The following is a 25,548-nucleotide window of genomic DNA, read 5'->3' on the forward strand; positions in this document are numbered from 1 at the left end:
AAAGATATCAGATAATTTGAAAGTGTGGTCTGACTAAATGAGATATAAACAGGAAAAAGCGCCCTGTACAGTTTTATTGATTCTGGCAAATATTATTGTATTCTTTGTACTGACAGCAAAAGGAATGACCGAGGATGCGGAATTTATGCTTGGACATGGAGCCATGTATGTTCCTTATATTATAAATCGTGGAGAATACTATCGATTGTTTACGAGCATGTTTATGCATTTTGGATTCGATCATCTTGCGAATAATATGGTAATGTTGCTTGTTATAGGATGGAATCTGGAAGGTGAGATTGGAAAGATTAAGTTTTTGATCATATATTTCTTAAGTGGGCTGAGTGGGAATATCTTATCAGCACTCTGGGATATGCAAACGGGTGATTATGCGGTATCCGCAGGCGCATCCGGCGCAATCTTCGGGATTGTGGGAGCAATTTTATATGTAGCAATTCGTAACCGCGGCCGGATTGGAACGATTACCGGTCGCGGCATTCTATTTATGATCATATTGAGTCTATACTATGGATTTACCAGTGGCGGTGTGGATAATTTCGCACACATTGGTGGTCTGGTATCCGGTCTCGTTCTTGCAGTGTTATTGTACTGGAAGAGAAAGCGTAAATACCGTGAAAGTGCCTGGGACTGAGGAGACAGTAAGTGTTCCGCCATGGGACGTGGCAATTCTCCGTGCCAGCGCAAGGCCAAGACCGGTTCCATCTTTTTTATAAGTGACGAATGGCTCAAAGATCTTATCACGTTGTTCCGATGTGATACCGCAGCCATTGTCCCGGATCTCGATTACAAGAGACTGTTCTGCAAGACGGGCTTCCAGAAAGATGGAAGGAAGCTGTTCCGGGTTTTTCAAAGCCGGACTGAGTACAGCAGCTTTTGCATTTGTTAAGAGATTCAGTAACAGTTGACGCAGTTTTACCGGATCAGCCTGAATAACCGGAAGCGCAGGCGGAATTTTAGAAGTCATTTGAATATCGGTATCCAGGATGGATGTAGCAAAAGAAAGAGCAACACTCCGGAGAAAGGTATTCGTGTCGAGTGACTGAAGAGACAGGCGGTCTCCGTTATTAAAATCGGAGAGTTCCTCCAGAAGTTGTTTCATATATTCAACATCCTGGTGCATGTTCTTCCAGTGCTTCGAGGGGAGAAGTTCAGGAAATTCATTTTCCAGAAACTGCAGGTTACTGTATACCAGCGTAAGCGGGTTGCGGATTTCATGACTGATGGTACTGATCTCCATACGGTGATGGGAGAGAAGTCGGGTGAGAAGTTCCTTTTTCTCAGGGCTTTCTGCCATGATCTGTTGTAATTTGTCGTAGTCTGTCTGCGTAAACATAATACTTACCGCCTCCTTTCTGATTACTCAGTTTAGCATTGGCGGTTAAAATAATCAATTACATTTATAGAAAGGAAGAAGACATTATGAGAGACGATAATTGTATTTTTTGTAAACTGGCAAATGGGGAGATCCCGACAGCAACTTTATATGAGGACGAAGATTTTCGTGTGATTCTGGACGCTAGTCCGGCTGCAAAGGGACATGCACTGATCCTTCCAAAGCAGCACTATGCGAATCTGTATGAGCTGGATGATTCTGTTGCATCAAAAGTACTCGTACTGGCGAAAAAGATGATCACTAAGATGACAGACATTCTTGGATGTGACGGGTACAACATTGTACAGAATAACGGAGAAGCTGCCGGACAGACAGTATTTCATTTCCATATGCATTTGATTCCGAGAAGCAAAGGCGATGAGGTAGGTCTTGGCTGGAAGATGGGCGAGCTTACAGATGAGGACAAGGAAGACATCTTGTCTAAGGTAAAATAAGATACAAGAGGCAGAGAATGTGTGTACATCACAGAATAATCTGCAGGTATCATAAAAAGCAGGCAACAAAGGATAAGTTATAGTTATAAAGGAAAGATGGGTGAGGTGTATGAACGTACGATCAATTGGGAAACAAGCGTTTGATGCAATTTATGAATCTAATCTTGAATATGTGTATCGTACAGCGTGTTATTACACCCAAAATCATTATCAGGCTGAAGAGATTACGCAGTGTGTATTTATCAAGTTGTACGATAATATAGATAACGTAAATATGCAGTCCGTGAATTCGTGGCTTTTAATAACAACAAAGCACATGGCATTAAATTACAAAAGAGATTATGCACGGGAAACGCTGATAGATGAACTTCTGTATGATAATGAAGTCGGAGACAGTCTGGAAACATGTTATATGACTGAGTTTGACAGGACAAAGCGAAAAGAACTGGCGGATGAAATCTATCTGAGATTATTTGAGGAAAATAAACGCTGGTATGATGCCATAATGGCGGTCTATTTGCTTGAAAAGCCACAGAAAGAAGTGGCACGTGAGATGGGCATTTCGCTGGAAGTGTTACACAGCATGCTATATCGTGCGAAGAAATGGATTCGTAAAAATTACGAGAAGAGATATCGCTATTTAGACGAGGCCTAAGAAAAGGTAGAGCTATAGGACAAAAGGTATAAGAAAAGCAGGTCGCAACAGGAATTTGCCTGTATGACCTGCTTTTTATATACTTATTATTTACGCTTGCGGCTGACGGATTCAATCAGATCGATGATCGTATCGATGGAGTTCTGCTGAGAGGACTGCTTCATGGCATCGATGTATTTCTGACGGTTCTCATATACCTGATCTACCGTTGCCAGAAGGCTCTCGTTTGTCATCGTCTCTTCTTCCAGAACAACGCTGAAGCCCTGGCGTTCAAATGAACGGGCATTCAGGATCTGGTCTCCACGGCTGGCGCTTGCCGGAAGTGGGATCAGGATGTTTGGCTTATGTAAAGCAAGAAGTTCGCAGATAGCGTTCGCTCCGGCGCGGGAAATAACAACATCTGCCATTGCAAACAGATCCTTCAGTTCGTCTTTGATATATTCGTACTGCATATAACCATCTAAGTGATTCAGTGTAGGATCAAGACGTCCTTTACCGCACAGATGGATGACCTGATATTTCTTCAATAACTGTGGAAGGATGGCACGGACTGCATTGTTGACTGCAACAGCGCCAAGACTTCCGCCGATGATGAGGATAACAGGTTTGTCAGATGTGAAACCGAGAAATTCTCTGGCTTTGAATTTATCACCGGTTAACAGTTCCTGGCGGATCGGTGATCCGGTAAGAACCGCTTTGCCTTCCGGCAGATAGCGAAGTGTCTCCGGAAAATTGCAGCAAATCTTTGTTGCAGCGGAAAAGGATAACTTGTTCGCAAGTCCCGGTGTCATATCAGATTCATGAATAATGGAAGGAACATGACAACTCTTACCAGCCAGAACAACAGGTACGGATACAAATCCACCTTTGGAGAAAATAACGTCCGGCTTCAGGATCTTGACAAGTTTCCTTGCATCTCCAAGACCTTTGAGAACACGGAATGGATCTGTAAAATTCTGAACGCTGAAATAACGTCTTAACTTACCGGTTGCAATCCCGTGATATGGGATTCCAAACTGCTCGATCAGTTCTTTCTCAATTCCGTTGTAAGAGCCGATATAGTGGATATCGTATTGCAATTCTTTTAAACGAGGAAGCAGTGCAATATTAGGAGTAACGTGACCTGCCGTACCGCCTCCGGTTAAAATAATTCGTTTCATAGTGACCTCCCAGATTTTAGCATTTACCTTTGTGGTAGTTATACTATATAATAAATGTACTATAATTGATGTCAGGTCTGAAAACATGACAGACCTCTGTACTTATATATTATACGTTACAGGGAAAATAGGTCAAGAGAAAGAAAAAAGTTCATTGATTTTTGAGAGAGAAAGGGAACAGGAAAAACATGAAAGAAAGCAAAGATCCATTCGATCGGGTGATCCTGGATGATTTGGAGCGGGAAGCTGATGAGATTCGGCGCAACGTAGCAGCAGCGAATCTTCCGCCGATGACCAATGAACAGAAAGAAAGAATACGTGAAAATATCCAGAAAGAAATAGATGCCCGTGAGGTGCAGAAAATCTGCGAGCAATTGCCGAAAGAGTATCAGGAAGCCTTAAAAATCGGAATGGAAACGATAGAAAAAGAGAATTGGAAATCAGGCAAAGATAACGAAACGAAAGCAACGAAAGTCAGGGCAGAGAAGGAAACGGAAGAGCCGAAAGTCAGGGCAGAGAAGGAAACGGAAGAGCTGAAAGCCGGGGCAGATAAGGAGCCGGAAGAAGGAGAACCAGGATTCGGAGCAAACAAGGAGACAGAAGAAGGAGAGCTGAGTGCCGGAACAGATGAGAAAAAGCATAGATTCAGGAGAAAGGCATATCTTTCGCGGGTGGCGGCAGCAGTTGTTATAGTTCTGCTTGCAGGCGGAATCGGAGTTACCGGCTTTGGAGGACCTGAACGGGTGATGGAGATTGTAAAAAGTAAGGTTGGAACTCGTGAGGTAGAGAAAGTAAACTCGAATGATGATAACCTTGTAATAAAAAAAGAGAACGAAGAACAGGCTTATCAGAAGATAAAGGATGAGTTGGGCTTTGAACCAGTAAGAATTATAGATCGTCCAGATGGATTTAAATATAAATGGGCAAAGCTAGAAAAAGAGGCACAGATTTCGGAAATTATGTATCAATACAAAGGAGAAAACATTCTGTATACGGTCAGTATGACACAATCAAATAATTCATGGGGAATAGATGTGGATGATGCTGAAGTAGGACAATATACGAAGAAAGTAAATGGAGTAAATATAAGTATACATGAATATAAAGTTGCAACGTCTAAAAAAAAGAGATATGTTGCAAAATTTAAATATTTGGGTGCCGGATATTATCTGGCAGGAGTGATGCCACAAAAAGATTTTTATGATATTTTAAAAAAATTATATTTTTCATAAAATACGCGTCAGTTTTTCCAGACTTATGTGTCTTTATATGTAGAGGATGGGATATGAGGAGAACATGGAGGATACATGAGATTGGAGGTGCTGATGGAAAAAAAGAATCGAAAAAGATATTCACTTCTACTGGTAATGTTAATGCTGACCTGTTTAATATGGAACAGTACATTATCAGTAAAAGCAGAAGGTGAGAAAAAGATTGGTGAGTCATATCTGACTCATGAGGAAGAAGCCGAAGGTACGACGCCAAAAAAAGTGACGCGTGGTGAAGACTTGATGACAGGATATTCTAAAATTCGGAGGATGGGACCGGAAAAATTATATGCAGGAGGATCAACAATAGCATCACATACAGTGGATCGCATTGGTGTGGCGGTTATGGTGGAACGTGCCAAGGAAGGCGCAACTGAATGGGATTTTTACGAAAGTTGGCAGAAATTTGATGAAAATACAGACAATCTTTCATCATGGAAACAGATGGATGTTGAAGGCGACTGGTATTACAGAGTTCGTTGTGTTCATTCCGCAGGTGAGGATGTGAGCAGCAGCTTTACAGACGGTGTTTTCATCGAAAAAAAGAGTATCCTTGAGCTTTAAAAAAGAAAATAAGTATAAAGAAAACAAGTATAAGGAAACCAAAAACTAATTCAACAAAGGAACATGTGCAATGCGGGGGCTGCGCCGGGCGCTGAGTGGAAAGGCGTCTGAAGAAACTGTCAATAATATTTTTAAAAGAAAGAGAATATTTCAGTTTACCGAGTTTTTCAACCGCATGCAAACAAAGTTAGGACTTATTGGAAGCTTGGCGTTCGGCGCAGTCCCCGCATAAGATTCTAAAAAATGAAAAAGACAAGTGAAAAAACAAGTGAAAAGATAAGCGAAAAAGCTGCCGTAATGGCAGCTTTTTTGATGGAAAATTCGCAAAAAGTTGGAAAAGTGGATAAAAACGGTCAAAAACAGGTTAGAAAAATGGATGAAAACAGCTAAAAACAGGTTGGAAAAGTGGATGAAAATAGCCAAAAATGGGTTGGAAAAATGGATGAAATCATGTATGATATAGAAGAAAAGACGCATACTAGCAATGTGGAGGCGTAAAATATGATTCAGAGAATGATGAAAGCGACAGTGGATGACTGGATCGCGAATGGAAAAGAGGCACTTTTGCTTACAGGTGCAAGACAGATTGGAAAGACGTATTTAATAAGACAATGCCTTAAAGATAGCAATTATTCTTATATAGAGTTAAATTTTATAGAGCAACCAGAATTAGTTGAACTATTTTCGGGCGCAAAAGACGCAAAAGAATTATTGATGCGTCTGAGTATTGTGGCAGAAAAACCGTTGGAAAAGGGAAATACAATTATTTTCCTGGATGAAGTACAGGAATTTAAAGATATTGTTACAAGAATTAAATTTTTGGTAGAAGAAGGAAGTTATCGCTATATTATGAGTGGTTCTCTTCTTGGAGTGGAGTTGAATGACTTGCGGTCTGCGCCGGTAGGTTACATGAGAATTTGTGACATGTATCCGCTGGATTTTCGGGAGTTCGCAAAGTGTGTCGGCGTAAATGAAGAGATTATTGAATCTTTGCGGATACATTTTGAAAAAAGAACTCAGGTAGATACATTTGTTCATGAAAAAATGCTGGATGTTTTTAACCTATATTTGATTGTCGGCGGGATGCCGGAAGCAGTAGATGTCTATTTGAAAACGAATGATCTCTCACAAGTGGCACAGATACATGACAAGATCATCCGGCTTTATAAACAGGATTTTTCAAAATATGAACTGTATTATAAATTAAAATTGCAGGAAATATATGATGCAATGCCGGGGCAGTTAGATCAGAAAAATAAACGTTTTCAATTAAACTCTATTGGAAAAGGACTCAGTTATAATAAAGTTGAAAATGATTTCCTGTGGCTGAAAGATGCAGGAGTTGCGATACCTGTATATAATATCAGTGAACCGAAGCTTCCGTTGGTGATAAGCGAGAACCGCAATCTGTTCAAATTATTTTTCTCGGATGTAGGATTGCTGACAAGCCGGTATTCAAATCAGGTGAAAATGTCGATATTAAATAAAGATAAAGCCATCAACAATGGTGCACTATTTGAAAATGTGGTCGCACAGGAACTATTAGCAAAAGGGCATAAAGAATATTATTTTAACAGCAAAAAGCAAGGAGAACTGGACTTTGTAATAGAACTGGATGGAAAAGTAGTTCCGTTGGAAATTAAATCGGGGAAAGATTATAAACGTCATTCCGCGTTAAATAACGTGCTGGAATGTGAGGAATATCAGATTTCAGAAGGATATATTTTCTCAGAAGGAAATGTTGAGACTGTCGGACGGAAAGTTTATATGCCGATTTATATGATTATGTTTTTGGAAGAGAAGAAGATGGAAAATACAATATATAAACTGGATCTCAGTGGGCTTAAGGACAAAATTTAAAGAATGTTGTTTAGAAAACCAGCCACCCTCCGGAAAAGTAACGAATCAATGCTGTCTTTTCCGAAGAATGGCTGGTTAAAAATTGCTGTTTTTTAAATTAATTATTTCTCGTTTAATGCCTGGCGAAGCGCATGTGCAAGCTGATCCGGGCAGGATGTTGCTTTGCTGCCGCAGGTGATTCCCTCTAAGCGGGAAATTGCTTCGTTAGCATCCATTCCGCGAACGAGACTGCTGAGTCCTTTTGTATTTCCGTTGCATCCGCCGAGAAATTCAACGTTTTTGATGGTAGTTCCGTCAAGTTCAACGTGAATTAACTGGGAACAGACACCGGTTGGTCTATAATCCATGGTAATTACCTCCTGATATATTAATGTGGATGAAAGTATCCAATGCGCATTATAACAGAGATGCAAAAGAAAAGCTACAGGAAATCTTTTAAAATTAAGCGTTCCTGTGTTATACTGAAATCTCAGGTTGTATGAGTTTGTATTTTCTGTTTTATACAGAATACAAGGCAGGATTATAATAAAATTATTTTTAAATTATGAAGAGAGGAACGAAATTATGATAGGTATTATCGGAGCAATGGAAGAAGAAGTCGTTGCATTAAAAGAAGCGATGCAGGTCGAGTCTGTAACAGAGTATGCATCTATGACATTTTGTAAAGGCGTTTTATGCGGGAAGGAAGTTGTGATTGTCCGCAGCGGAATCGGTAAAGTAAATGCAGGAATCTGTGCGCAGATTCTGGTAGATAAATTCGATGTAGATGCATTGATCAACACGGGAATTGCGGGATCACTGAACGCGAAGATTGATATCGGGGACGTTGTAGTGTCCAAAGAAGCACTGCATCACGATATGGATGCGACAGAATTTGGTGATCCGATTGGTCAGGTGCCGCGTATGGATACACTGGCATTCCCGGCAGACGAGCGTCTGATCGGGCTTGCAAAAGCGGCAAATGAAAAGGTAAATCCGGATATTCATACATTTGTCGGAACGGTGGCGAGCGGTGATCAGTTTATTGCAAGCCAGGAAGCAAAAGATAAGATTGTAAATAATTTTCATGCTTACTGTACAGAAATGGAAGGGGCTGCGATTGCGCATGCCGCATATCTGAACAAAGTTTCGTATGTCATTATTCGTGCTATTTCGGACAAAGCCGACAACAGCGCACATGTTGACTATCCGGAGTTTGAAAAGATGGCAATTGCCCGTAATATCAAGCTTGTACAGGAAATGCTGACATCTATGTAAATAAGTCAGAAATTATTTTGTGACATAAGAAAAGAAAATCGGACAGTATGCGACAGATGCATGTCGAATACTGGGGAACGAATTTTCGGCCCTCCTCTAAGATTTCAATTATAATGCTTAGAAAAGGAGGGCTTTTTTATGTTGAAAATGATAGTAGAAAAACAAGTGCTGCTGATAATTGCGGGAGTGTTTATGGCATTGGGGATCGGGAGTAAATGTGTGGTCGATGCGACGCTCAGAAAACTGGTGTATGGAGCGGGAAATATGAATAAAAGTACACATCCGTTTATCCGGCTGGTGCGGGCGAAATTTGAGCATGCCTGCATGATCAGTGAGAAGGTGGAAAATGTAGGCGTTTTTGTGGATAAGTACCTGTATGAATACCGGGTGCTGGGGATACGTTTACATACGCTTCGGAGAATGGAGCGGATATCGGCAGTTTTATGTATTTGCTGCGGAGTGACCGGAGCAGGACTTCAGTATGTGCAGGATGGCGGAATGACGGATGTGGTACTTAAGACAGGTGCAATTGGGATCGGTGCAGGAATTTTTGTGTTTCTTTTTCATCTGACAACAGATGAAAATTATAAGCTGCAGGTAGCGAGAAACTATATGGTTGACTATCTGGAAAATATCTGCCTGCACCGGTATGAAAAGGCTTACCGGAAAGAGAAGGAAGAGAGCCAGAAGATGAAAGAGAAAGTGGTTGCAGCGAGTGTGGATGTTAGTATGAGCAAGAATATGGCAGTGAATGGAGAAAGTTCAGTTGTAGGAGTGGACATGTCGGCGGGAAGAAATGTGGCAACGTGTACAGATGTGATGACGGAGAAAGCCGGAACGGCAGGTACAGAGACATTTGCAAATAGATATGCAGAAAATGAAAATATAGTGGCAGCAAACGCAACAATTACCCCAATCCGGGAAGAACTGTCGAAAGGGGATTCGCCGGAAGAGAATATCCTGAGGGAAAAGGAAGAAAAGAAAGAAAAGAAAGAAGAAAAAGAAGAGAAAGAAGAGAAAAAGTCAGTGGACAAGGATGTCCTGATCCGACAGATTCTGGAAGAATTCATGGCGTAAGCGAACTTAGCAGTAAGGAACAAGATCTGGGGTGTGGCAGGACTTATCTGGCGACACCCTATTATAACGTATTAAAACTTGCTATAATTTCCGTGATTTGTTAAAATTATGAAGAGAGTATGCATGTCCAAAGATATACGGATAATAACCGGACAGACCGGTCATGCAGAGAGTATTGAGGATGAAATACATGGGTAAAATATATTATATGATGGGCAAGAGTTCTTCCGGGAAAGATACTTTATATAAAGAAGTATTGAAAGCACTGCCGAAGCTTAAGACACTGGTGCTCTATACAACCCGCCCGATCCGGGAGGGAGAACAAGAAGGCATAGAGTATCATTTTGTGACGGACGAAGAGCTGGAGCGATTTGAGAAAGCCGGAAAAATAATTGAAGAAAGAACATATGATACCGTGTATGGAGCGTGGAAATATGCTACAATAGAAGATGGACAGATAAATCTTGCAGCATATGATTATCTGGTTATCGGAACACTGGAGTCCTATGCCGGAATGAAGAAGTGCTATGGAGCAGAGAATCTGGTTCCAATCTATATAGAAGTGGAAGATGGTGAACGGCTTTCGCGGGCACTTTCGCGGGAACGGCAGCAGGAGCAGCCGAAATATGAAGAGATGTGCCGGAGATTTCTGGCAGATCAGAAGGATTTTTCCGAAGAGAATCTGGAAGAGGCAGGCATCGTCCGACGCTATTACAACGATGATAAGGTACAATGTTTAGAAAAAATTATAGGGGAAATACAAAATGGGAAGTTTTAAAGATGTGGTAGGCCACAAAGACATTATTCAATATCTGCATAATGCAATTTCAGAGGATCGCGTTTCACATGCGTATATTCTGAATGGAGAGCGTGGATCGGGAAAGAAGCTGTTGGCGAGATTATTTGCCATGACACTTCTATGTGAAGAACACGGACCGGAGCCGTGTAATCACTGTCATTCCTGCAAGCAGGCAGAGAGTGGGAATCATCCGGATATTATTACGGTTACACATGACAAGCCGAATACGATCAGTGTAGATGATATCCGTGTTCAAGTGAATAATACGATCGATGTCAAACCATATCAGGGACCATATAAGATTTATATTATCCCGGAGGCAGACAAGATGACGGTGCAGGCACAGAATGCCCTACTTAAGACAATCGAGGAACCGCCGAAGTATGCAGTAATCTTACTGTTGACAGAGAATGCGGAACTTCTGCTTCCGACGATTAATTCCAGATGCGTTATGCTGAAGCTTCGTTATATCAAAGATAAACTGATCAAAAAATATTTGATGGAGAATCTGGAGATTCCGGACTACAAAGCGGAAGTATGTACTGCATTTGCACAGGGAAACATGGGCAAAGCAATCATGCTGGCAAATTCCGATCATTTTAATGAGATCCGTGAGGAGGCAATTCAGCTCCTTAAGTATATTCATGAGATGGAGTTAAGCGAGATTGTGGATGCAGTGAGCCACATTTCTGTATACAAACTGGAAATCACAGATTATCTGGATATTATCATGATCTGGTACCGTGATGTCTTAATGTACAAAGCAACGAAAGATCTGGACAAAGTGGTATTCAAAGACCAGATAAAATACATTAAGGAACAGGCACAGAAGAGTTCCTATGAGGGAATTGAACTGATTTTAGAAAGTCTGGAAAAAGCAAAGACAAGATTGAAAGCGAATGTAAACTTCGATCTGGTTATGGAGCTTTTATTCCTTACGATAAAGGAGAATTAGTACGATGACAAAAGTAATAGGTGTAAGATTCAGAACAGCGGGAAAGATCTATTTCTTTGCACCGGGAAAGCTGAATATACAAACCGGAGATAAAGTAATTGTAGAGACTGCCCGCGGGGTAGAATTTGGTACGGTTGTAACCGGAGAAAAGGAAGTGGAGGATGACAAGATCATGCAGCCACTGAAGCCGGTGATCCGTATTGCAACCGCAGAAGATAAGAAGAAGGATGCCAAGAACAGAGACAAAGAAAAAGAAGCTTTTGGCATTTGTTTGGAGAAGATCCGCAAACACGGTCTGGAGATGAAGCTGATTGATGCGGAGTATACATTTGACAATAATAAAGTGCTGTTTTATTTTACAGCAGATGGAAGAATCGATTTTCGTGAACTGGTCAAAGATCTGGCCAGTGTGTTCCGTACGAGAATTGAATTACGTCAGATTGGAGTAAGAGACGAGACGAAGATCCGTGGAGGAATCGGAATCTGCGGACGTCCGTTATGTTGTCACACTTATTTATCAGAGTTTGCGCCGGTATCGATTAAGATGGCAAAAGAGCAGAATCTTTCTTTGAATCCGACAAAGATTTCAGGTGTGTGCGGACGACTGATGTGCTGTCTGACGAATGAGGAAGAGACTTACGAAGAGCTGAACAGTCATTTACCATCTAATGGAGATCATGTGACAACACCAGAAGGGCTTAGAGGGGATGTACAGTCCGTGAATGTCCTGCGTCAGCTTGTAAAAGTAGTTGTTACGCTGGACAATGATGAAAAAGAAATCCGTGAGTACAAAGCAACCGAATTAAAATTTAAACCAAGACGCCGGAAGAAAGAGCAGAAGTTATCCAAAGAAGAGATGGCAGAGCTTAAGGCATTGGAAGGAAAACGTGGAGATTCTAAGTTAGATGATAATTAATCAAAAACCGGAAGAACGGCTGGACGATCTGCAGATCAAAGGGTATAAGATATTGCAGAATCCGGGACGCTTCTGTTTCGGGATGGATGCGGTGCTCTTATCTGCATTTGCAGATGTAAAGAAGAATGAGAGAGCACTGGATTTGGGAACGGGAACGGGCATCCTGCCGATTCTGTTACATGCAAAATATAAGGGACAGCATTACACCGGGCTTGAAATCCAGCCGGAGAGTGCAGATATGGCAAGGCGAAGCGTAGCGTATAACAGTCTGGAAGACAAGATAGATATTGTAACAGGAGATATAAAAGAGGCGGCGGAACAATTCGGACCAGCCTCTTTTGATGTTATTACGACAAATCCGCCGTATATGATCGGAGAGCATGGTCTGAAAAATGAAAAAGAAGCACTGTACATTGCAAGACATGAAGCACTGTGTACACTGGATGATGTTCTGGCGCAGAGTGCGAAAGTGCTGAAAGTAAAAGGCCGTTTTTATATGGTGCATCGTCCGTTCAGACTGCCGGAGATCATGACGAAGATGTGTAACTATGGTCTGGAGCCGAAGAGAATGCGGCTGGTATATCCTTATGTGGACAAAGAACCAAATATGGTTCTGATCGAGGGAAGAAAAGGCGGTAATCCGAGAATGACAGTGGAGGCACCGTTGATCGTATATGAAAAAGATGGCAGTTATACACAAGAACTTTTGAAACTGTACGCAGGTGAATAGGCGACAGGTCATTTATAAGTGATTCTGCCGGGCGAATGATAGAGAAGTTTACTGGAATTGCCAGTCAGGGATTGTATGGATTCAATTTAAAAATTTATAATTAAAAAAGGAGACAGAAGATGGCAGGAACCTTATATTTATGTGCAACACCGATCGGCAACCTGGAAGATATGACATTTCGTGCAGTGCGGATGCTGGGCGAAGTAGATTTGATCGCGGCGGAGGATACGAGAAACAGTATCAAGCTTCTAAATCATTTTGAAATAAAGACACCGATGACGAGTTATCATGAATATAATAAGATTGATAAGGGACATTATCTTGTAAGACGATTACTGGAAGGCGAAGATATTGCACTTATCACGGATGCAGGCACACCGGGTATCTCAGATCCGGGCGAGGAGCTTGTGAAAATGTGTCACGAAGCGGGTGTGACCGTGACGGCACTTCCGGGAGCGGCTGCATGTATCACCGCGCTTACCATTTCCGGACTGGGAACGAGAAGATTTGCATTTGAAGCATTTTTCCCCACCGATAAAAAAGAACGTCAGGACATATTAGAAGAGTTAAAAAATGAGACGAGAACAATAATCTTATACGAAGCACCGCACCGGCTTGTGCGAACACTGAAATTGTTAAATGAAACACTGGGGAACAGGAATGTCAGCATTTGCAGAGAGTTGACGAAGAAGCATGAGACGGTATTCAAGACGACGCTTGCAGATGCACTTGCTTATTATGAAGAAAATGCACCAAAGGGCGAGTGTGTGATCGTGCTGGAAGGAAAGAGCCGACAGGAGATCCGTGAGCAGGAGACTGCAAAATGGGAAGAGATGAGCATCGAAGATCATATGGAACATTACCTGAAAATGGGAATAGATAAAAAGGACGCCATGAAAAAGGTGGCAAAAGACCGTGGCGTGAGCAAAAGAGACATTTACCAGGCACTGCTGTAGCGTGCAGGTTGTACAGGAGGGAGAAAGATGGCAGGAGTATCATTGAAGCATATTTGCAAAACTTATCCAAATGGATTTGAGGCGGTAAAAGATTTTAATCTGGAAATAAAGGATAAAGAATTTCTGATTTTTGTCGGGCCATCAGGATGCGGAAAGTCTACGACACTCCGTATGATCGCAGGTTTGGAGGAGATTACTTCCGGAGAATTGAAAATTGGAGATACGGTTGTTAATGATGTAGAGCCGAAGGACAGGGATATTGCTATGGTATTTCAGAATTACGCGTTATATCCGCATATGACAGTTTATGAAAATATGGCATTTGGACTGAAACTTCGGAAGGTGCCGAAAGACCAGATAGATAAGATGGTGAAAGAAGCTGCAAAAATCCTGGATTTGGAGCAACTCCTTGATCGGAAACCAAAGGCATTATCAGGAGGACAGAGACAGCGTGTAGCGATGGGAAGAGCAATCGTGTGCAACCCGAAAGTGTTTTTGATGGATGAACCATTATCCAATCTGGATGCAAAATTGCGTGGACAGATGCGGATTGAAATTTCTAAATTGCATCAGCGTCTGGAAACAACGATTATTTATGTTACACACGATCAGACAGAAGCGATGACTCTGGGAACACGAATTGTTGTTATGAATGCCGGCGTGATCCAGCAGGTAGACACACCGCAGAAATTATACGAAGAACCAGGTAATATGTTCGTTGCCGGATTTATCGGATCGCCGCAGATGAATTTTCTGGATGCGGTGTGCCAGGTGGAAGACGACGATGTGTATCTGACGATCGGAGAAATGAAACTTCGCCTGCCGGAAACAAAGGCAGAGAAATTAAAAGCCGGTGGATACGATGGAAAGACGGTTGTTCTTGGAATCCGTCCGGAAGATCTGCATGACGAATCGGAATTTGTTGAAAGTTCACAGGGTACAGCTCTGAAAGCGAAAATCCGGGTATATGAAATGGTGGGAGCGGAAGTTTTCCTGTGTTTTGAATACGAAGGAACAAATATGACGGCGAGAGTAGCACCGAAGACAGCCGCAAGAACCGGAGATATTGTAAAATTTGCTCTGGATGCGGATAAAATCCATGTATTTGATAAAGCTACAGAAAAGACGATCACTAATTAAGGTCAGATTGTGTTGGATTGTACTTTTTCGGTGAATAGTTAGACACTTATACTTTACTATGCTAAAATGGAAGAGCGTGCAACAAAAGGGGCGGTTGTGTCAGAGCGAACAGCCCATATGAAGTACAGGAAAGATTAGGAGGACAGACAGAACATGATTAAATTATACGATGGAGGCGCATATCTGTTAAACGGAACAGAGATTGTAGAATCGGCTGCAGAAGTCGGAGCGAAGACCGGACAGACACCGGATCAGAAAGAAGCAGCAAAGCAGACAATGGCTTATCATATTTTGGCAGACCATAATACTTCCGGCAATATGGAGCAGCTGCAGATTAAATTTGACAAACTGACTTCTCATGATATTACATTTGTAGGAATTATCCAGACAGCGAGAGCTTCAGGACTGGAGCGTTTTCCAATTCCTTATGTACTTACAAACTGCCATAACTCACTATGTGCAGTAGGCGGGACAATCAATGAAGATGACCACATGTTTGGACTGACTTGTGCAAAGAAATACGGCGGAGTTTATGTACCGCCTCATCAGGCTGTTATCCACCAGTTTGCAAGAGAAATGCTTGCAGGCGGCGGTAAGATGATCCTTGGCTCGGACAGCCATACCCGTTATGGAGCGCTTGGAACGATGGCAATGGGTGAAGGCGGACCGGAGCTTGTAAAACAGCTTCTGAATAAAACTTATGATATTAAGATGCCGCAGGTAGTAGGAATCTATCTGGATGGAGAGCCGATGAAAGGTGTCGGACCACAGGATGTGGCACTGGCAATCATTGGAGCGACATTTAAAAATGGCTATGTAAACAATAAAGTGATGGAATTTGTCGGACCGGGTGTAGAAAAGTTAAGTGCAGACTTCCGAATTGGCATTGATGTTATGACAACCGAGACGACATGTCTGTCATCTATCTGGAAAACAGATGAAAAAATCAAAGAATTTTATGAGATCCACGGAAGAGTGGGAGAGTATAAAGAATTGAATCCGGGAGCAGTTACTTATTATGATGGTATGGTATATGTGAACTTAAGCGAGATCAAACCAATGATCGCGATGCCGTTCCATCCATCGAATGTCTACACAATCGATGAAGTGAATGCAAACTTAAAAGATATTTTGCATGATGTAGAGCAGAAAGCACTGGTAAGCCTGGACGGGGCAGTAGATTATTCTCTGCAGGATAAGGTTGTAAATGGTAAATTATATGTAGATCAGGGACTGATCGCAGGATGTGCCGGTGGTGGTTTTGAAAATATCTGTGCGGCAGCAGACATTATCAAAGGTCACTACATAGGGGCAGATGCATTTACATTCAGTGTATATCCGGCAAGTACACCGATTTATATGGAACTTGTGAAGAATGGCGTAGTGGCAGATCTGATGGAGGCAGGAACGATTGTGAAGACAGCATTCTGTGGACCTTGCTTTGGAGCAGGAGACACTCCGGCAAATAATGCATTTTCTATCCGTCACTCAACAAGAAACTTCCCGAACCGTGAAGGTTCCAAGTTACAGAGCGGACAGATTGCATCCGTTGCACTTATGGACGCAAGATCAATTGCAGCAACAGCAGCAAACAAAGGCTTCCTGACACCTGCAACAGATATGGATGTCGAATACAAAGGACAGACCTATCATTTCGATGAGAAGATTTATGCAAACCGTGTATTTGACAGTAAGGGCGTAGCGGATCCATCTGTAGAGATCCAGTTTGGACCGAACATCAAAGACTGGCCGGCAATGGCAGCACTTCCGGAGAATCTGCTCTTGAAAGTAGTATCCGAGATCCACGATCCGGTAACGACAACAGATGAGCTGATCCCATCCGGAGAGACTTCTTCTTACCGTTCGAATCCTTTAGGACTTGCAGAATTTGCACTGTCCAGAAAAGATCCGGCTTACGTTGGAAGAGCCAAAGAAGTACAGAAAGCGGAGAAAGCAATTGAAGCAGGAAAATGTCCGTTGGATGAATTAGAAGAATTAAAATCAGTTATGGATGTGATACATACAAAATATCCGGAAGTCGGAAAAGGCAACCTCGGAATCGGAAGTACAATCTTCGCTGTGAAACCGGGAGACGGTTCTGCGAGAGAACAGGCAGCATCCTGCCAGAAAGTACTTGGTGGCTGGGCGAACATTGCAAATGAATATGCAACCAAACGTTATCGCTCCAACCTTATCAACTGGGGTATGCTTCCATTCCTCACAGAAGAGGATGACAAGAACTTAAGTTTCAAGAATGGCGATTACATCTATGTGCCGGAGATTCGCAAAGTGATCGAAGAGAAAGCAACAGATGTAACGGCATATGTAGTCGGTGATGAGCTTAAGGAGATTCGCTTGAAGCTTGGAGATATGACAGATGCGGAGAGAGAAATTATCTTGAAAGGATGTCTTATCAACTACTATCGTGGATAAGTATGTGGATAGAATAAAAAACGCTGAAAAGGGGACGGGGATTTTCTAGAAAATCCCCGTCCCCTTTTCAGCGTTAACTTTTTTCCAACTTTTATGCAACACTTTTCCACATGTTTTCCTCTAATATATGTGGAAAATAATTCATCGATGATGGAAACAGTATCTAACAGGGAGGTCATTTATGAAATGTGATGTGGATACGTTCGCGCGGATGTATGAAGAGATTTATAAAGATTTGTATCGATTTGCATTGTGTATGATGAAAAATGAACAGGATGCAGAGGATGCGGTGAGTGATGCGGTACTTTCCGGGTATGAGAACATCCGGAAACTCCGGGATGAGAAGGCTTTTAAAAGCTGGATGTTTACAATACTGGCGAACACATGTAAGAAGAAACTGCAAAATAGAAGCAGAAAGTTTCGTATGGAGAAGGATATGGAGTCGTCAGAGTCGGAGAGAAATAATTTTGGAACCGGACATCCGGATTATGGAATATCCGTAGATGTGCAACGTGCATTTTTGCATTTGTCTGAGGAAGAGCAGACAATCATTGCGCTGTCTGTATTTGGTGGATATAACAGCAAAGAAATCGGCGAAATGCTGAAGCTGAATGCCAATACGGTACGGTCTAAGAGAAGCCGCGGACTTGAAAAGATGGAATGTATATTAGCGTAGGGAAAAGGAGTGTGCAATATGGAGAAAAGAGAACAGGATCTCTTGTATAAGATAGAAGTGGGCAGCGAAAATGTAGTAGTTCCGGATAGCCTGAAGCCGGAAAATATGAAGAAAAAACTGGAACAGTGTGCATGGAAAGAACGCAGGAGAAAAAGACGCAGACAGTGGAAGTTCGCGGGTGCGGCAGCAGCCGGTATTGTATTGGTGGCAGGAATCACAGTATACCAGAATCGGACGAGAATGGTAAAATCGGATTCTGCTGTGATAAACAGCGTTGATTCTTCGGATGGTGTAGTGGCAAAGTCTGTTGAGAAATGTCCGGTAAATAAGAGGAATCAGGAAAACCAGAAATATTATGCAAAAAGCTACAAAGAAATCCGTAAATATATAGAAGCGAGTGAGAAAGAGGAAACTGCCAAAGGAAGCACAAAAGAACAACTGTTATGCGCAGACGCGACAGGAGATTATTCAAATACGAATGTGCGTCAGGAAGGTGTAGATGAAGCGGACGTGGCAAAGACGAATGGTCGTTATCTCTATGTGTTAGAGGATGACGGAGACTATGTTTCTATCGTAGACACGAAAACAAATATGAAAAAAATCAGTGAGATTAAGGCACCGAAGGATGAAACTATCGAGGAATTTTACCTAATAGAAAAAAATAAAAAAGTAGTAATGATATGCAGTAATTCATCGGATGATGATTATGAAGATGTGGAAGATGTTACCAGGAGCTCTTTAATAAGTAAACAAACAGAAGGAACCCAAGTAGTGACTTACGATGTGCAGGATAAGAAACATCCAAAAAAAGTGGGTAAAGTATCCCAAAGTGGAGAGTATGAATCTTCGAGGATTTCGGATGGGTATTTGTATCTTTTCTCAAATTATTGGGTGCCGGAAAACTGGAAGAAAAAGTACCCGTCCACTTATATTCCGTATGTGGATGGCGATCTGATGAAGGCGAAAGATATTTATTTACCGGAAGGAACAAAAGGATGCATGTACGAAATTATTTCAGCAATCGATCTGAAGCATCCGGATAAGATCGCAGACAGCAAAGCTATTTTTTCAGAAGGCGGAGACGCATATGTAAGCAACAAAAATATTTACTATTATGAAGAAGAATGGACTGGCAACGGAAAGCAGGAGAAGACATTACTCCGTAAACTATCTTACAAAAAAGGAAAACTGGCGGTTGTTGCGCAGAAGACATTCAGAGGATATCTGAATGATTCATTTTCGATTGATGAATATGATGGATATCTCCGCATGGTTGTGACGAGAGGTAGGACAAATGCGGTCTATGTCCTGGATCAGAAATTAAAGCTGACCGGAAAGATTACAAACCTTGCGAAAGACGAGCGCGTGTATTCTGCAAGATTTTTAGGAGATACAGGATATTTTGTTACTTATAAAGAAACGGATCCGCTGTTTTCGGTAGATTTATCTAATCCGAAGAATCCGAAGATCCTTGGGCGCTTAAAAATACCGGGATTTTCCAATTACCTGCATTTCTATGGAGAAGATAAGCTTCTTGGCATCGGAATGGATGTAGATAAGAAAGGTGATGTAACAGATGGTGTGAAGCTGTCCATGTTTGATATTTCCGATAAAAAAAATGTGAAAGAGGAACATAAGTATACACTGAAAGATGTTTATAGTACAGATGTGGAATGGGATTATAAAGCGGCGCTTATTGATGTGGAAAAAAATATAATCGGCTTCCCGGCGGGAGGAGAAAACAGACAAATGTATTATTTGTTCAGCTATACAGAAGAAAAGGGATTTCAGTGTAACATGAAAGAAAAGATTTATGGAAGTGATGCGTTATCGACAAGAGGTATATATATTAAAGACCGTCTATATGTAATCCATGGAAATGTACTGAAAGCGTATAGCCTGAAGACATATAAGAAAGTTGATGACTGTCTGTTGTAAACGGAATTTACGCTGTAAATATAATTGTTGACTGGGTGCTGCATACTGTTGCAACAAAAAATAGAATTTTAATTTTATAATATGTAAATAGCAGATATGAAAAATAAAGAAAACCTTCGGCAAAGGATTCCTGATTTACATGAGGTGAAAAAGGAACCGATATGTCGGAGGTTTTCTCTGTTTGGGCTCCGGATGAAAGTGCTAATTGCAAATTCAGTTGGGGGCTCTATAGGGCTAAGATTTGGTTAAATCGATTTAGTTTATTGCAGACAGACGGCTTCTTAAGATCGGTCCTACAATCATAGCGATAATGATCTTAACAGCATCTCCGGCAAGATACGGAAGCACGCCGACAGATAATCCTGCCATGAAAGAAATATGCATCTGGTAAGCAAGCCATGCAGTTCCGAAAATGTAAGCAACAGCAAGACCGAGTACCATGCCAAGAACAGCCGGAAGCTTTTTGCCGCCAAATTTGTTAGTACCGATTCCTGCGATTATCGTCATGAAAATGAATCCAATCAGATATCCACCAGTCGGTCCGGCAAGCTTTTCAAGTCCACCGGTAAAACCGGAAAATACAGGCAGACCTGCAATTCCGAGAAGCAGATAAATGATATAGCTGAAAAGTGCATCATTCCAGGAAAGAATAAAAACAGCGATATATATAACCAGATTTGTCAGTGAAATCGGCACCGGACTGACTGGAATTGGAATAGCAAATGGTGCCAGAATACAGATAACGGCAGTGATCAAAGCAATCTCTACCATACGTTTTGTAGTAAAAGCTGATTTAGTAGTTGATGTCTCCATGTAAAAAGTCCTTTCTGTGATGTGAGTTTGTTCGTACAATAATCATTTATTTAACAAAGTCATTATAATTGTAGATATGAGGAATGTCAACTATAAAAATATAAAGGTTAACAATTAAGAATCGAAAGATGTCATAAAATCACTCCCTGACAAGCACATCGAATTTGTCATCATTTAAATACATATCCAGTTTAATGAAACGTCCCGATTCTGGAAGCTTTGACACAGCGTGGATTGCATTTTTATTTTGATATAGATATCGGTCACTTTCAATAAAATTGCCTGGTTATTCACACTGAAAAAACGGCATGTCATGCAGACGGAGCGCGCAGAGGATGAGCCAGTGAGCGTGGAAGTTATGGCAGAAAAAGCTGCAAATTATATAGAAGAGGAGTATGGAGATGATGATTTTGAGTCTGTTTGTTATGACTTGAAAATGTTATGCTATGTATCAGAAGAACATGAATAAAAAGTCAGAATTGACAGATAATAATAAAATAACAATGATGAAATAAAATAATATAATAAAAATATAAAAATAGTGTTGACAAAACAAAGGCGCGGTGCTATTATAAAGTCAATCCAAAAGAGATACGAAATCTAAAAATCAAATAAAAGAAGATCTGACGAGAAAGGATTTTCGAAATAACATTTGAGAGATTTGAAGATTTGGAAATTCATGTAAAGGAGGCTTATTCCGTTGGACAGTTTAATCGATTCATCAATTCAATATGTTAGTGGTATGGCAGAGAATGATTCCCGAAAAATAAGCCTTTACCATAGAAGTTAGAATCCGGTAAGATTAGAATGGAAGAAAAAAGAAATCGGAGATGTCAAGAAACCGGAAGATAGAATAAAGAGTTACATCTGCACAGACATATTGGAAATAAATACCACAGGTAGAAGAAAAACGAGTAAAACTTATGTGAAGTTATAAAATGTGTAAAGAAACATTTTATACATACCCCTTACTCATCCTTAAAAATAGAAAGGAAAAGGTTACGGGAATTGGTAATAATATTTCCTCCGATTTAATATAATAATAAATATGATAAAATTCAATATAAGATAGCCATTGCAATCAGGAACGACTGCAATGGCTATTTTAATGTTACACTTTTGTAATATTTTTTTAACAAATAGAGCGTATATTTTGACAATGCTAATACCATATGATAAACTTATATCATCTTTAAATATAGTAAAATAGTAGAAATATAATTAAATTTTGAGGTGAGAAATTTGGATAAATATGAATATCGGGTTAAGACCGAGCAGATGCTCGAATACGTGGAGCAGAAGCAGTATAAAAAAGCTATGGAGATCGCAGATACGATTGACTGGCGCAGAGTAAAAAATGCATCCATGTTGAATACCGTCAGTGAGATTTACGAATGTAACGGAGAGTATCAGAAGAGCAGGGATGTGCTGTTCCTGGCATATGACCGTGCGCCTGGAAGCCGTAAAGTTATATACCGGTTAGGTCTTCTGGCATTGAAATTGGAGGACACACAGGAAGCTTCTGACTGTTATGAAGAATTTGTTAAAGTGGCACCGCGTGATCCGAATCAGTATATTTTGAAATATAAGATTCTGAAAACACAGGGAGCTGATCTGGAAGAACAGATTCGTGCGCTGGAAGATTTCAAGAAATCTGAATATGTTGAGAAATGGGCATATGAACTGGCATTATTGTATCACGAGGCAGGAATGACAGCGAAGTGTCTGGAAGAATGTGATGATCTGATCTTGTGGTTCAGTGAAGGCAAATATGTATATCAGGCGATGGAATTAAAGATGAAATATAAACCGCTGACTCCGCTTCAGCAGGAGAAGTATGATAGCAGACCTGGCGGAGTAAGACCGGAACCGGCATTTGACGAAGAGGATGCTGAGAGCGAAGAAGAGGATATGCCGGAAGAGAGTGCGACAGAAGAGGCAGCCAAAGAAGAGAAAGCTTATGAAGCAGAACCGGAAGAAGTCGCAGAGGAAACTTACGAAACAGAACCGGAAAAAGTTACCGAAGAAGCGGTGGAGCAGGAGGTTTACGAAGCAGAGCCGGAGGAAAGTGTAGAGGAAACTTATGAAGCAGAACCGGAAGACGCGGCAGAGGACGTTTACGAAGCGGAGCCGGAAGAAGTTGCAGAGGAAGCTTACGAAGCAGAGCCGGAAGAAGTTGCAGAGGAAGCTTACGAAGCGGAGCCGGAAGAAGTTGCAGAGGAAGTTTATGAAGCAGAGCCGGAAGAAGTTGCAGAGGAAGATGTTCCGCTGGAGACAATGGAACCTGCAAGTGATCCGGTACAGGAGATCAATATAGAAGAAAAGGCAATGGCTGAGAAGGAAGAAGAACTTCTGCTTGGCGGACAGATGAAGATTGAAGAGATCCTGCAGGAGTGGGAAGAAAAGCAGAAAGCAAATGCAGAAGCAATCAAAGAGCAGAAAGCCAAAGATGAAGCGCGTCTTGCAAAAGAAAGAGAAGAAGCAAGAAAACGCCGCGAAGCAGAACGACTTGAACTGGAGCGAAAGGCTGCTGAGGCTGAGGCAGAACGCAAGCGTATAGCGGCAGAAAAAGAAGCAGCAAGAAAGCGTGCCGAGGAAGAAGCGAGAAGAAAAGCGGAAGAGGAAGCTGAGAGAAAGCGCAAAGCCGAGGAAGAAGCGAGAAGAAAGGCTGAAGAAGAAGCAGCAAGAAAGCGTGCCGAGGAAGAAGCAAGAAGAAAGGCTGAAGAAGAAAGAGCCAGAAAAGAAGCTGAAAAAGAAGCCGCTATCCAGGAAGCAGCCAAAAAGGCAGCAGAACGACTTGCAAAACAGCAGACAATGGGTAAGCCGGACGAGAAAGTTACAGAAGAAAAGAAAAATACACAGCGTCTGCCAGACGATATTTTAGATTTGGTAGAGCAGCTTGAAAGCAGAGCAGCAACACCTAAGACTTCAAAAATTGTACTGGATGAAGATCTGGATGATGAAGAAGATCTGGAAGATGCAGTATTTGGTGGAGCAGAAGATGACTTCGACGGTGATGATTTTATTGAGGATGACTACAATGAAGAAGAATATGTAGAAGACTTCGATGAGGAATATGATGAAAATGATTTCGATGAAGAGAACTTTGACGAGGAGCCGGTAGAAGAAGACTTCGGCGAGGAAGACTTTGATGAAGAGGATTTCGCAGAAGACGGCGAAGATTTTGATGAGGCTGATTTTGACGAAGGAGATTTCACAGAGGAAGGCTTTGATGAAGAGGATTTCGCAGAAGACGGCGAAGATTTTGATGAGGCTGATTTTGATGAAGGAGATTTCGGCGAAGAAGACTTTGATGAAGCCGATTTTGAAGAAGCATCCGCGGAGGAAGAAGATTTCGTAGAAGGAGATTTCGCAGAGGAAGATTTTGCAGAGCCGGAAGAAGTATCTGCAGAAGATGAGCCGGAAGAGGTTTCTTATGAAGAAGCTGAAGAAGAAGACTTTGATCTGGATGATTTCTTCAATGATGACAAAGATGATGATACAGATCTCGGTGAAGCGCTTGAGATCGAGGAGCCTTCAGAGGCAGAGATACAGAAACGTATCAAGAAGTCTAAAGGTGGCGGAGTTCCGTTTGATACAGGATTTGTAGTAACCGGTCGTTATGACTTAAATGCAACAAGTGAGATTGGTCTGAAAGCCGGACTTACAGAAGAACAGAAGAAGTTATTCTCTTACTTTGTACCGGTCAGAGGTATGAGTGAGCAGATTGTAGAAGTTCTGGATAATGACCGCCGTGCACAGAGAGAAGGAACTTCCAAGACAGGAAACCTTATGGTTATCGGAAGAAAAGGATCTGGTAAGACAGTTCTTGCTGTTGATATTGTAAAAGCAATCCAGAAACAGCGTAACCTGAAACAGGGTAAAGTTGCAATTGTAACAGGAGAGTCACTGAATAAGAAAGAGTTATCCAATATTATCCAGAAACTCCGTGGTGGAGCGATCATTATCGAAAAAGCCGGTAAGTTAAATTCCAGAACAGTAGAAGAGTTAAGCTATCTGATGGAAAGAAAGACAGGAGAGATGCTGTTTGTACTGGAAGATCAGAGAAAACCATTGGAACGTATTATGACAGCTAATCCGGATTTCAAACGCAAGTTTACTTCAAAACTGGAGCTGCCGGTATTTATCAATGATGAGCTGGTAACATTCGGTCAGACATATGCGAAGGAAAATGGATATAAACTGGATGAAATGGGAATTCTTGCATTATACAGTCGAATCGATGTAATGCAGAGAGAGGATCATGCCGTAACAGTTGCCGAGGTTAAAGAGATTATGGATGAAGCAATCGCTCATTCACAGAAAGCAAATGTAAAACATCTTGCAAGAAGAGTCTTTGGAAAAGGAACGGATCACGCAGACCGGATCATCCTTAAAGAAGAGGATTTCAGAATTTAGTTTGATAATAAAAATAAATTCAAACTATAAATGAGAAAAAAGAGTTTTGACAGATAATGTTTGTCAAAACTCTTTCTTTTTACC

The 25,548-nt window shown here is 41.4% G+C and carries 24 protein-coding genes; 20 read left to right on the top strand and 4 right to left on the bottom strand.

Translation table 11 applies throughout. The features are described from left to right. Positions 1–37: 37 nt before the first annotated feature. Complete coding sequence (locus tag DXC04_RS03615; RefSeq protein ID WP_117537454.1) at positions 38–652, top strand: rhomboid family intramembrane serine protease; 615 nt, start codon at positions 38–40, stop codon at positions 650–652. On the opposite strand, the gene DXC04_RS03620 is transcribed toward DXC04_RS03615, so the two are convergent. Then, on the bottom strand, positions 602–1,354 hold the full coding sequence (locus DXC04_RS03620; RefSeq protein WP_118659979.1) for a sensor histidine kinase: 753 nt from the start codon (positions 1,352–1,354) through the stop codon (positions 602–604). The two genes, DXC04_RS03615 and DXC04_RS03620, sit on opposite strands and share 51 nt — an antisense overlap. An 86-nt stretch (positions 1,355–1,440) precedes the next feature. On the opposite strand from DXC04_RS03620, the gene DXC04_RS03625 reads away from it, so the two are divergent. Together DXC04_RS03625 and DXC04_RS03630 are read left to right on the top strand one after the other, a co-directional pair. Beyond that, positions 1,441–1,848 carry an HIT family protein gene (locus tag DXC04_RS03625; protein ID WP_021860442.1) on the top strand — a complete coding sequence of 136 codons (408 nt, stop codon included), beginning with the start codon at positions 1,441–1,443 and terminating at the stop codon, positions 1,846–1,848. Between the two features lie 109 nt (positions 1,849–1,957). Continuing rightward, the gene (locus DXC04_RS03630) at positions 1,958–2,503 is read left to right on the top strand and encodes an RNA polymerase sigma factor (RefSeq protein WP_118519827.1); all 546 of its coding nucleotides are present in this window, start codon (positions 1,958–1,960) and stop codon (positions 2,501–2,503) included. Positions 2,504–2,589: 86 nt separating this feature from the next. On the opposite strand, the gene DXC04_RS03635 is transcribed toward DXC04_RS03630, so the two are convergent. Then, on the bottom strand, positions 2,590–3,663 hold the full coding sequence (locus DXC04_RS03635; protein ID WP_021860440.1) for an undecaprenyldiphospho-muramoylpentapeptide beta-N-acetylglucosaminyltransferase: 1,074 nt from the start codon (positions 3,661–3,663) through the stop codon (positions 2,590–2,592). 188 nt (positions 3,664–3,851) lie between these two features. Here DXC04_RS03635 and DXC04_RS03640 point away from each other — a divergent pair, with 188 nt between their 5' ends. The 4 genes from DXC04_RS03640 to DXC04_RS03650 all read left to right on the top strand — a co-directional run bounded on the left by DXC04_RS03640 (position 3,852) and on the right by DXC04_RS03650 (position 7,355). Then, positions 3,852–4,895, top strand: a complete 1,044-nt coding sequence (locus tag DXC04_RS03640; RefSeq protein WP_118659981.1) for a DUF4367 domain-containing protein — start codon at positions 3,852–3,854, stop codon at positions 4,893–4,895. A 93-nt stretch (positions 4,896–4,988) separates the two neighbouring features. Then, the gene (locus tag DXC04_RS03645) at positions 4,989–5,495 is read left to right on the top strand and encodes a DUF6147 family protein (RefSeq protein ID WP_117537736.1); all 507 of its coding nucleotides are present in this window, start codon (positions 4,989–4,991) and stop codon (positions 5,493–5,495) included. 243 nt (positions 5,496–5,738) lie between these two features. Next, positions 5,739–5,885, top strand: a complete 147-nt coding sequence (locus DXC04_RS15490; protein ID WP_158580428.1) for a hypothetical protein — start codon at positions 5,739–5,741, stop codon at positions 5,883–5,885. 111 nt (positions 5,886–5,996) lie between these two features. Continuing rightward, a complete protein-coding gene (locus DXC04_RS03650; protein WP_199537827.1) occupies positions 5,997–7,355 on the top strand; it encodes an ATP-binding protein in 1,359 nt (452 codons plus the stop codon). A 101-nt stretch (positions 7,356–7,456) separates the two neighbouring features. On the opposite strand, the gene DXC04_RS03655 is transcribed toward DXC04_RS03650, so the two are convergent. Continuing rightward, a complete protein-coding gene (locus DXC04_RS03655; protein WP_117537461.1) occupies positions 7,457–7,702 on the bottom strand; it encodes a TIGR03905 family TSCPD domain-containing protein in 246 nt (81 codons plus the stop codon). A gap of 217 nt (positions 7,703–7,919) precedes the next feature. Between DXC04_RS03655 and DXC04_RS03660 the strand changes: the two genes are divergently transcribed. From DXC04_RS03660 to DXC04_RS03710, 11 genes are all read left to right on the top strand, one after another. Then, entirely contained in the window at positions 7,920–8,612 is a 693-nt protein-coding gene (locus tag DXC04_RS03660) for a 5'-methylthioadenosine/adenosylhomocysteine nucleosidase (protein ID WP_118659983.1), read from the top strand. Positions 8,613–8,750: 138 nt separating this feature from the next. Further along, complete coding sequence (locus tag DXC04_RS03665) at positions 8,751–9,689, top strand: hypothetical protein (RefSeq protein ID WP_199692520.1); 939 nt, start codon at positions 8,751–8,753, stop codon at positions 9,687–9,689. A gap of 190 nt (positions 9,690–9,879) precedes the next feature. After that, the gene (locus DXC04_RS03670; protein WP_021860433.1) at positions 9,880–10,467 is read left to right on the top strand and encodes a guanylate kinase; all 588 of its coding nucleotides are present in this window, start codon (positions 9,880–9,882) and stop codon (positions 10,465–10,467) included. After that, complete coding sequence (gene holB / locus DXC04_RS03675; RefSeq protein WP_021860432.1) at positions 10,454–11,443, top strand: DNA polymerase III subunit delta'; 990 nt, start codon at positions 10,454–10,456, stop codon at positions 11,441–11,443. The genes DXC04_RS03670 and holB overlap by 14 nt, the downstream gene beginning before the upstream one ends. A gap of 4 nt (positions 11,444–11,447) precedes the next feature. Continuing rightward, on the top strand, positions 11,448–12,359 hold the full coding sequence (locus DXC04_RS03680; RefSeq protein ID WP_021860431.1) for a PSP1 domain-containing protein: 912 nt from the start codon (positions 11,448–11,450) through the stop codon (positions 12,357–12,359). Further along, positions 12,349–13,089, top strand: coding sequence for a tRNA1(Val) (adenine(37)-N6)-methyltransferase (locus DXC04_RS03685; RefSeq protein WP_021860430.1), 741 nt, complete (start codon positions 12,349–12,351; stop codon positions 13,087–13,089). Before DXC04_RS03680 ends, DXC04_RS03685 begins: the two co-directional genes overlap by 11 nt. A 119-nt stretch (positions 13,090–13,208) precedes the next feature. Beyond that, entirely contained in the window at positions 13,209–14,045 is an 837-nt protein-coding gene (gene rsmI / locus DXC04_RS03690) for a 16S rRNA (cytidine(1402)-2'-O)-methyltransferase (protein ID WP_118659985.1), read from the top strand. A gap of 27 nt (positions 14,046–14,072) precedes the next feature. Beyond that, positions 14,073–15,185 carry an ABC transporter ATP-binding protein gene (locus tag DXC04_RS03695; protein ID WP_118659987.1) on the top strand — a complete coding sequence of 371 codons (1,113 nt, stop codon included), beginning with the start codon at positions 14,073–14,075 and terminating at the stop codon, positions 15,183–15,185. Positions 15,186–15,338: 153 nt separating this feature from the next. After that, a complete protein-coding gene (locus tag DXC04_RS03700) occupies positions 15,339–17,618 on the top strand; it encodes a hydratase (RefSeq protein ID WP_118659989.1) in 2,280 nt (759 codons plus the stop codon). Between the two features lie 181 nt (positions 17,619–17,799). After that, on the top strand, positions 17,800–18,294 hold the full coding sequence (locus DXC04_RS03705) for an RNA polymerase sigma factor (protein WP_021860426.1): 495 nt from the start codon (positions 17,800–17,802) through the stop codon (positions 18,292–18,294). 18 nt (positions 18,295–18,312) lie between these two features. Next, positions 18,313–20,232 (top strand): beta-propeller domain-containing protein, encoded by a 1,920-nt coding sequence (locus tag DXC04_RS03710; protein WP_118659991.1) that lies wholly within the window; start codon positions 18,313–18,315, stop codon positions 20,230–20,232. A 255-nt stretch (positions 20,233–20,487) separates the two neighbouring features. On the opposite strand, the gene DXC04_RS03715 is transcribed toward DXC04_RS03710, so the two are convergent. Further along, a complete protein-coding gene (locus tag DXC04_RS03715) occupies positions 20,488–21,045 on the bottom strand; it encodes a biotin transporter BioY (RefSeq protein ID WP_118659993.1) in 558 nt (185 codons plus the stop codon). Positions 21,046–21,358: 313 nt separating this feature from the next. Between DXC04_RS03715 and DXC04_RS15495 the strand changes: the two genes are divergently transcribed. Both DXC04_RS15495 and DXC04_RS03720 read left to right on the top strand, forming a co-directional pair. Next, positions 21,359–21,514, top strand: coding sequence for a hypothetical protein (locus DXC04_RS15495; protein ID WP_158580430.1), 156 nt, complete (start codon positions 21,359–21,361; stop codon positions 21,512–21,514). An 809-nt stretch (positions 21,515–22,323) separates the two neighbouring features. Next, entirely contained in the window at positions 22,324–25,464 is a 3,141-nt protein-coding gene (locus tag DXC04_RS03720) for a hypothetical protein (protein ID WP_118660177.1), read from the top strand. Positions 25,465–25,548 lie beyond the last annotated feature (84 nt).

It is taken from the genome of Dorea sp. OM07-5 (genome assembly GCF_003481355.1).
Lineage (GTDB): Bacteria > Bacillota > Clostridia > Lachnospirales > Lachnospiraceae > Dorea_D > Dorea_D hominis.